The organism is Paenibacillus sp. PL91, assembly GCF_012935325.2.
GTDB lineage: Bacteria > Bacillota > Bacilli > Paenibacillales > Paenibacillaceae > Pristimantibacillus.
In genome coordinates, this window is sequence record NZ_JABBYG020000005.1 from 449,461 (window position 1) to 458,624 (window position 9,164).

General features: G+C 49.1%; 5 protein-coding genes. 4 read left to right on the top strand and 1 reads right to left on the bottom strand.

The features are described from left to right. Positions 1–7 precede the first annotated feature (7 nt). The gene (locus tag HI950_RS15255; RefSeq protein WP_169084798.1) at positions 8–4,504 is read left to right on the top strand and encodes a PA14 domain-containing protein; all 4,497 of its coding nucleotides are present in this window, start codon (positions 8–10) and stop codon (positions 4,502–4,504) included. A gap of 71 nt (positions 4,505–4,575) precedes the next feature. On the opposite strand, the gene melA is transcribed toward HI950_RS15255, so the two are convergent. Next, positions 4,576–5,874 carry an alpha-glucosidase/alpha-galactosidase gene (melA, locus tag HI950_RS15260; RefSeq protein WP_169084796.1) on the bottom strand — a complete coding sequence of 433 codons (1,299 nt, stop codon included), beginning with the start codon at positions 5,872–5,874 and terminating at the stop codon, positions 4,576–4,578. Positions 5,875–6,023: 149 nt separating this feature from the next. Here melA and HI950_RS15265 point away from each other — a divergent pair, with 149 nt between their 5' ends. From HI950_RS15265 to HI950_RS15275, 3 genes are all read left to right on the top strand, one after another. Continuing rightward, positions 6,024–6,878 (top strand): AraC family transcriptional regulator, encoded by an 855-nt coding sequence (locus HI950_RS15265; protein ID WP_223285291.1) that lies wholly within the window; start codon positions 6,024–6,026, stop codon positions 6,876–6,878. A 120-nt stretch (positions 6,879–6,998) separates the two neighbouring features. After that, entirely contained in the window at positions 6,999–8,087 is a 1,089-nt protein-coding gene (locus HI950_RS15270) for a glycosyltransferase (RefSeq protein WP_169084792.1), read from the top strand. 153 nt (positions 8,088–8,240) lie between these two features. Further along, positions 8,241–8,849, top strand: a complete 609-nt coding sequence (locus HI950_RS15275) for a hypothetical protein (RefSeq protein ID WP_169084790.1) — start codon at positions 8,241–8,243, stop codon at positions 8,847–8,849. The last annotated feature ends 315 nt before the right edge of the window (positions 8,850–9,164 follow it).

Consider the following 9,164-nt stretch of genomic DNA (forward strand, 5'->3'; position numbering starts at 1 on the left):
TCCATACATGTTGAAGCGAGGCAAAGCAATAAGTATGCTTATCACTTTTTCGATGATATTCAGCATAGCGGCTTCTGCTATTTCCTTTGCGCCGCGAGCTGCGGCAGCAGAAGGAGGGGAAGCGGCACCGTACCATGGTCTGAAAGCCGAGTATTATACGGCCGGAGGGCCTCCCAATTATACTTTCGATACCTTTAAGGGTACCGGCTACGATCCGAATCTGGACATTTCTAATCTAGAGCCGTCGATCAAAATGTACACGGGGCAGGAAAACCGCGTCGGGATTAGATGGACGGGATTTATCCAGCCTGAATATACGGAGAATTATACGTTTTATATTACTGGAGACAATGGCTTCCGGTTATGGATTGACAATAAGCTGACGATCGATCACTGGGTCGCGGACTGGGATAAAGAACAAACCTCGCAGCCGGTCGCTTTAGCTGCCGGCCAGAAATACAGCATTAAGCTGGAGCTGTTCGAGGATAATGGCGGCTCGAATGTGCATATGCGCTGGGCAAGCCCAAGCGTAGCGAAGGAAGCGGTCCCGACGCAGGCTTTTTATTTGCCGGAAGGCTTTGCGCCTGGCGGCACGGTTTCGGAGGATGGGCTGCAAATCGAGCTTCCCTTCGACTCCTCATTAAAGCCGGTTACAGCGGAGTTTATCAATCATTTTAAAGTAAATATCGCAACAGGAAGCTTGTCTCTTGTTTCTGCAGCGTTGAAGGAAGGCAACGATAAGGTCGTTGTCGTTAGGCTTCAAGAGCCGCTTTATTCCAAGGATGTGGGCAATGTCAAAGCCATCTATGACGGGAAGGGCGGTCTAGAGACGCTGGTGGGCGAGGTAGTAGCAGGCTTCGATAAGCCATTGCTGAATGGCTCGAAATATCAAATCATGTCTCCATGGGCGGACGATGTGGATAAAGCAAATGTGCTACCAGAGTACCCAAGACCGCAATTGGCGCGCGCGGACTGGGTTAATCTGAACGGCGAGTGGGAGTTCCAAGCGGCTAAGAAGGATGAGGCAGTTCCAGCAGGCCTTGCGCTGAAAGAAAAGATTCTTGTACCCTTCGCAGCAGAGGCGAAGCTCTCGGGCATTAACCGTGTGGAGGATTTGATGTGGTATAAGCGCACGTTTACCATACCCGAAAACTGGGACGGACAGCGCGTAAAACTTAATTTTGGCGCGGTAGACTATTTGGCAACGGTATATGTGAATGGGCAATCGGTAGGCAGCCATAAGGGCGGCTACACGTCCTTTAGCTTTGACATTACCGATTACCTGGTGGCAGGCGACAATGAGCTTATTGTCCATGTGCTAGACGAAACGGATATGGGAGCAGACCAAGCTGTCGGCAAGCAAACCGTTAAGAAGCTCGGAGGCATTTGGTATACTTCCGTATCCGGCATTTGGCAGACGGTATGGCTGGAACCGGTAGCGGATGCGCATATCGACAAGCTGGACATGGCGACGGATATTCATACGGATGAATTGAAGCTGAACGTTGCGGGCAGCGGCATCCAAGGTCAAACCGTTGAAGCTGTGGCGCTGTCAAACGGCGAAGTCGTCGGAACAGCTTCGGGCGCAGTAGGCTCGGAGATTGTAGTTCCAGTACCTAACGCAAGACTATGGTCGCCCGATGATCCGTTCCTCTATGATTTGAAGGTTTACTTGAAGGATGGATCAACAACAGTAGACGAGGTAACGAGCTACTTCGGTATGAGAGAAATTAAGCTAGGCAAAGTAGATGGCGTTACTCGTCCGCTCTTGAATGGAAGTTTTGTGTTCCAAATGGGACCGCTCGATCAAGGGTTCTGGCCGGACGGCATCTATACGGCACCTACGGATGAAGCTTTAAAATTCGATATTGAAGCCGTCAAGCGCGTTGGCATGAATACGATCCGCAAGCATATTAAGGTAGAGCCCGCCCGCTGGTATTATTGGGCGGATAAGCTCGGCGTGCTCGTATGGCAGGATATGCCGAGCCTGGAGGATCGCCAAGGCAATAAAGGCGCAGATATTACGCAAGCGACGAAGACGCAGTGGTTTAAAGAATACAAGGAAATGGTTGACCAGCTGCGCAGCGTGACATCCATTATCGTATGGACTGTATTTAATGAAGGCTGGGGCCAATTCGACCAAGGCGGTCAGCAGACTAGGGACGCTACGACTTATGTAAAAGGACTCGACGCGACGCGTCTCGTAAACAGCACGAGCGGCTGGTGGGATGCCGGAGCGGGCGATCTGCTCGATATGCACAGATACCCTGACCCTGGCGCGCCGAACGCAAGCGATACAAGAGCTGCGGTGCTTGGGGAATACGGCGGTCTAGGCTTGCATGTGCCTGGGCATGAATGGAGTCCGCTCGTTTTCTCCTATCAATTAATGGACAGCAAGGAACAGCTTACTTCCACTTACGTCAATTATATTAATAGGTTGAAGCAACTGAAGGAAGGTGGCCTAAGCGCTGCCATTTATACGCAAATTACAGATGTGGAGTATGAAATTAACGGTTTGCTATCCTACGACCGCAAGGTTGAGAAAATGGACTTTGACCGTATTGCGGCCGCCCATCGCGAGCTTATCGGCACAGTGACCCAAACAGATCTGCTAGCTGAAATCGCGAAAGCGGAGGCTATGGTCGGTCAGGCGAAAATCGGCATAGGCGCCGGGGAGTATACCCAGCCAGTCGTCGATGCTTTTAACGCTGTTCTTGATGCAGCGCAGGAGGTTGCCGAGAACGCAAACGCTCTGGCTGCGGATATCCAGAATGCATTGAAGTCGCTGCAAAGCGCGCGAGAGCAGCTTTTTGCCCGCGTAAACGATCCGATTCCAACGGGCTCGGATGTAGACGGGTTTGATGCTGCGGAGCTGAATGGAGCATGGTCGATTTTTAAGGCGGATAACAGCAAATGGTCATTAACGCGTAAACCGGGCTTTCTCAGCCTAGATACGTCCGCTGGCGATACGTTCCAAGGCACTAATAGTTTGCCAAACATATTCCTTAAGGACGCGCCTGCCGGCGACTTTGTGATTACGACTAAAGTGGAGGCGCCCGTAAGCAAAAACTATCAGCAGGCAGGTCTCTTCCTTTGGCAAAATGAAGACAATTACGTGAAGCTAGGCCATGTATGGGATACAGACGGGTCAACAGGGAAAAGTCTAGAGACCGCATACGAGAAAAATGCGGCTTATGTAAAAGCGGCAAATATGGCCAAACATCCAGGCTTTGACACTTCTTACTTGCAGATCCGCAAGGTTGGCAATGTCGTTTCCACGTTTTATTGGGATGGAGGCGCTTGGAAGGCTGCAGCTGATCCGATGGCCGTCAATTTAAGCAATCTAAAAATCGGATTCTACGGATTATCCTCTGGGGATAAAACCTCTATTCAAGCCAATTTTGATTATTTCTCAGCTGGCCCGGTGCAGGCGTCAGATAAAGCAGCGCTTCAAGCTGCGGTTGCAGCCGCGGAGGCACAGCATAGCGCAGCGGCTGCAGGAACGGAGCCGGGACAATATCCGCAGGCTGCGAAGGATGCTTTCGGAGCAGCAATTGAAGCGGCAAAAGTCGTTGCAGCTAACGCTGCTGCAGATCAAGCGGCCGTAGATGCAGCCTTAGCCGCGCTGAGTCAAGCAGCAGCAGCATTTGCAGCTGCAGTCATACCGACTGCTCCTGTAGAGCCGTCAGCATCGATCGCTGGCCCAGCACACGTAAAAGCAGGGCAATCCTTTGATCTAACGGTTGGCTTGTCGAATATTTCAGCAGAGAACTATCAAACGCTTTATGCGCAAATTTTAACGATTAGCTTCAATCCTAACCAGCTGGCGTTGTCGGAGGCTGTTTCCTTGAAGGAGGGCTTTGGCATTTTAGAGCAGCATGTTGTGGAGCCTGGCAAGGTTCGCGTTATTGCGGCGGGCCAAGGCAGCAGCATCGCAGCTAATACGGAATGGTTGAAGCTTACCTTCCTCGCCAGCGTAACAGGTGCGCCTGTCCGCGCGGATGTATCCGTCAGCGGCATTGAAGTCGCTAACAGCATAGGGGAAGAGCTTGCCGTAAATGGTGCAGCACATACGGTGCAAATTAGCGCGCAAGTAGACTTGACCGCACTGAACGAGGCTATTGCAGCAGCGGAAGCCATCTTCAACGGAGCGGTAGTAGGCACACAGCCTGGTCAATATCCAGCTGCAGCCAAATCGGCATTAGGCGCAGCAATTGCAAAAGCAAAAGAGGTTGCGGTTAACCCGAATGCAACCGACATGCAAGTAAGCGAAGCAATCGCAACGCTGAACGCAGCCGTGACCGCCTTCCAAGCGTCAGTCTTGTCAGGCGATATTAATAACGATCAAAAGACAACAATCGGCGATCTTGGCATTGTGGCGGCTGCTTACGGTAAAACAAGCGCAGATCCGAACTGGTCGCAATATAAGAAATCCGATCTGAATGCCGATGGCAAAGTCGACATTGAAGATATTGCGATGCTTGCGAGATGGATTCTTGGGTAAAGCGGACGTTAACGCAAGGTAACAAAAAGGGTGACCAGAGCCAAATGGCTTCTGGTCACCTTTTTTTCTCGTTATTTGTAGCTAGGGAGCCAGCTGCCATGCGCATCGATGAGCTCGTCGCAGAGCGATACGATATCATCCATAGACAGCTCAGCTGATGTATGCGGATCGAGCAGGGCAGCGTGATAAATATGATCGCGCTTGCCTGTGATCGCAGCTTCGATGGTCAGCAGCTGCGTGTTGATGTTCGTGCGGTTCAGCGCAGCGAGCTGCGGAGGCAGGTCGCCTACATAGGTTGGCGTAACGCCATTTGCATCGACCAAGCAAGGCACTTCTACGCATGCTTCCTTCGGCAAGTTTGTAATCAAGCCGGTATTCATCACATTGCCGCCGATCTTGAACGGATTGTTCGTTTCAATCGCTTCCAAAATGTAAGAAGCATACTCATGGCTGCGGCAATGCTCGAGATTGCGATCGTTGACTAGCGATTCGCGCATCGTCTTCCAGCCCGCAATCTGGTTCACGCAGCGGCGCGGATATTCATCGAGCGGAATATTGAACCGTTCGATAAGCTCCGGGTAGTTGCGCTTGATGAAGTACGGATGATATTCGGCGTTATGCTCGGATGATTCCGTAATATAATAGCCGAATTTCAGCATCAGCTCGTAGCGCACCATATCATTATGCTGTTCCTTTTGCTTCTCAGCCGCACGGCGTTTAATTTCCGGATAGAGATCGACGCCGTCCTTGCTTGCTTCAAGCAGCCATGCCATATGGTTGATGCCCGCAATTTTGTATTTAACGCCTGTTGGATCTAGATCCAAATGCTCGAACAGATGCGGCACGCATACTTGCACGCTGTGGCATAGGCCGACGGTTCGCACGCCGCCGTACGTATTCATCACGTTTGTGAGAACAGCCATCGGATTCGTGTAGTTCAGGAACAGCGCGTCCGGACATACCTCGTTAATATCACGTGCAAAATCGAGCATAACGGGTATCGTGCGCAAATTGCGGAAAATGCCCCCGATCCCAACGGTATCGGCGATCGTTTGGCGCAGGCCGTATTTTTTTGGAATTTCAAAATCGGTAATGGTGCACGGATCGTAGCCGCCTACTTGGATCGCGTTCACGATATATTTAGCACCGCGAAGCGCTTCTTTACGGTCGGAAAAAGCTTTGATTTGGCAAGTGCTTCCGCTCGTTTGCTTTAGATTGAGCAGCATTTGCTCGGAATCATGCAGACGTTCGGCGTCAATATCGAATAAAGCGATTTCAAAACCTTGAAGCGCTGGGGTTTGCATGACGTCGCCGAGAATATTTTTGGCAAATACAGAGCTGCCTGCGCCAATAAATGTAATTTTAGACATTAGACAATAGCCTCCTAGTGGATGATTGCTGACTCCTCTAGTATAAGGAGGAAAAAGGGAAATGAATATGGAAGGAACGAAGCATTATATGGAGAAATGTTGCATCATTTAGTATGATAGCTAGAGCAGTCCCGTTTGGAGGTGTGGCGTTGGAAACGCATCATAGTATTTCATTAAGTATTAATGCAGCTCCTCTAAAAGGAGAAATGTCAGTCTTATTTAGTGGGAAGGGGCAGCCGGTCGCTGGCCATTTTATCGGGCCGGCTGTTCACGATTATTATTTAATTCATATTGTATTGGGCGGCGAAGGCCTATTCGAAACGCTAGGAAAGTCTTACTCGTGCAAGGCTGGCGATGCTTTCGTTATTTTTCCCGACATCTTGGTCAAGTACGAGGCAAGCATGAGCAACCCTTGGCAGTATATGTGGGTCGCTTTCTCGGGCGAGATCGTAGAGTCATCGCTCAGCTCGATCGGCATTACGCCAGACCAAGCAGTCATTCGCGATTGCTCGCTGCCCGTCATGCAGAAAATGTTCAGAAGCATGCGCAAAAGCATGGAGAAAACGAATGCTCCTGCGCTTGGAAACATGGAGTCCTCAGGCTGGCTGAGGCTGATTTTGCATGAGCTCGGCCGGCTGCAGCTAACGGAAAATGCCGAGGCTGACGTTCCACCCCCCCGCTCTTACCGCCAAATCGATCAGGCCATTCGCCTGCTTTCGTTGCAGTATGGGCAGCAGCTGTCCATTGAAAGCATCGCCCGTACGCTCGGCTACCATCGCGCTCATTTAACGAGGCTCTTCAAAGAGGCGACAGGCTTGCCGCCCATGCAATATTTATTGAAGGTGCGGATGAAGAAGGCGGAGGAGCTGCTGGAGGGAGAGCTTACAATTGCCCAGATCGCTGCCTCCGTCGGCTATAACGATCCTCTCTTTTTCACCAAGCAATTTCATAAATGGAGCGGGCAGTCTCCTACCGACTTTCGGAAAAATTTGCTGAAAGAATAGTTTAGCTCTTCTATGAAAAGTTATGCGGCTTATGGCTGTTTAACTTTTTTCTTTTGTCCAAACACGTCAAGTTCATGCGCCATATAATGTCTAGGAACAGGTAATGGAGGTGTGAAAGCCGTGATAACGATTAGCTTGTGCATGATTGTCAAAAACGAAGAGGAAGTTCTAGCAAGATGCTTGAATTCTGTTAAAGGGCTAGTAGATGAAATCATTATCGTAGATACAGGATCTACCGATCGCACGAGAGAAATTGCAGCTAACTATACGAATCAGATTTTTCATTTTGAGTGGATCGATGACTTTTCGGCTGCTAGAAACTTTTCATTCCTTCATGCTGCCGGCGATTATATTTTATGGCTGGATGCGGACGATTTGCTGCAGGAGAAGGATCAAGAGAAGTTCAAAGCGCTCAAACTAAGCTTAGATCCGGCTGTTGACTCTGTTTGCATGGATTACTACGTTGCGTTCGACCCACTTGGACAGCCGACAGTTGTTAGTAAAAGAAACAGGCTCGTGAAGCGTTCCCGTCAATTTCAATGGCATGATCCGGTGCATGAGCAGTTAGCGGTCTCGGGAAAAGTCATTCTTTCTGACATTGCTGTGAGTCATGGGCGGGTGCATGCGAAGTCGGATCGGAATTTGCGCATCTATGAAAGAAGGCTTGCGCACGGAGTCGCTCTCTCGAATCATCAGCTGCTGCAATATGCAATGGAGCTAACGGCCAATGGTTACTACGAAAAGGCAATTGAAATCTATGAAGCGATTATTGCCGATCCAACGAGTTATTTTGAAGATAAATTGTTAGCTTGTGATCGAATGGCTCACTGTCATCACGAGCTTGGCCATAAAGAGCAAGAGCTGCAGTCGCTGTTAAAAACGTTCAACTACGACGTTCCGCGTGCCGATTATGTATGCCGGATCGCCTACTATTTTCAGGAAAACAGCGATTTTGCGAAAGCCGTAAACTGGTACTTATTGGCGCTCAAGCTGGAGAAGCCGAACGACCGTTTGCGCAGCATCAATAACATGGCCTGGACATGGTTTCCCCATCTTCAGCTCGTGAAATGCTATGGCAAGCTCGGGCAATTAGAGCATGCCTATAAGCATAATGAAATTGCGCTTTCGTACGCTCCAACCGATCCAAACGTCTTAGAAAACAAACAAGTGCTGGAGAAGCATTTGCGCAGGAAAGGTTATTTGAAATGAAGCTGATGAAGGCTTTCAGGCAATCTGCAATCAGGTATTTGCAGCAGCGCTATGGGAGCCTATTTCACATTGTCAAGGCGAATATCGTATCTATTAGAAGCAGCCATCCATATGATAAAACATGCTAGAACCATTTTACTAGGAGGAGAGGCAATGACTTTAAAAAGAATAGGGACGAAAAAACGCGTCTGCAAGAGGATCACTCGCAAGAGTGTCAGCAAAACTACCTTTTGCAAGAGGATCGTCAGCAAGAAGCGCGCGAGCAAAACTGCTACTAGAAAAAAACGAGTCTGTAAGCCGATTATTTGTAAACCAATTGTGAGAAAGAAGCGTGACGGCAAGGCGAGAATTAGACGCAGCTCCGCGTTTAGAGCAGTATCCGGGGTTGATCAAATGCTGCTTGATGATATGACTGCCAAAATTCAATATCAGGTAGAAGAATTGGATCTGGGCAATGAATATAATTCGGCGAACTCGACATTTCGACCCAAGCATGATGGCGTATACTCGCTTTTTGCAAGCGTGTTTTTTCAAACCGTCACGGAGACGCAATACACGCTAGAATTAGAGATTAGAGTCAATGGCGTACCTAGAATTTCAGATCAAGAAGATTATGTGACGACAAGCGGCATTATTGACGCTGGCGGTATCGTAGAATTACAAGCGCGCGATAGAGTGGAAGTATTTGCGACGGTTCTTGAAAAAAACGTAGAGATTCAGAGCGGATTTTCCACACGTTTTGAAGGAGCTAGAATCAGCTAGGTAAAGTTACCCGTTAAAAGGATTCGAATAAATGAATGATGAAACGCAAACGAGCGCTAGCGGCGATACTAAGGGCTCGTTTTTCTTTTCTTCGATGAATTACCAACACCACCACCAACACAACCGCTAGCACAAACACTACTACCCACACCGATAAACACACTAGAGAAAGATTAACTGGAAAAACTCCCGTTATTTCAAGCAAATTCGTTCGAAAAACGGTATTGGATGGAATTTCCTCCACGGCCCCCTAATTAAACTGGAGTCTTAGCCCCCAATTAATTAAACTATTAGCAAAGGGGAGGCATGTTAGAT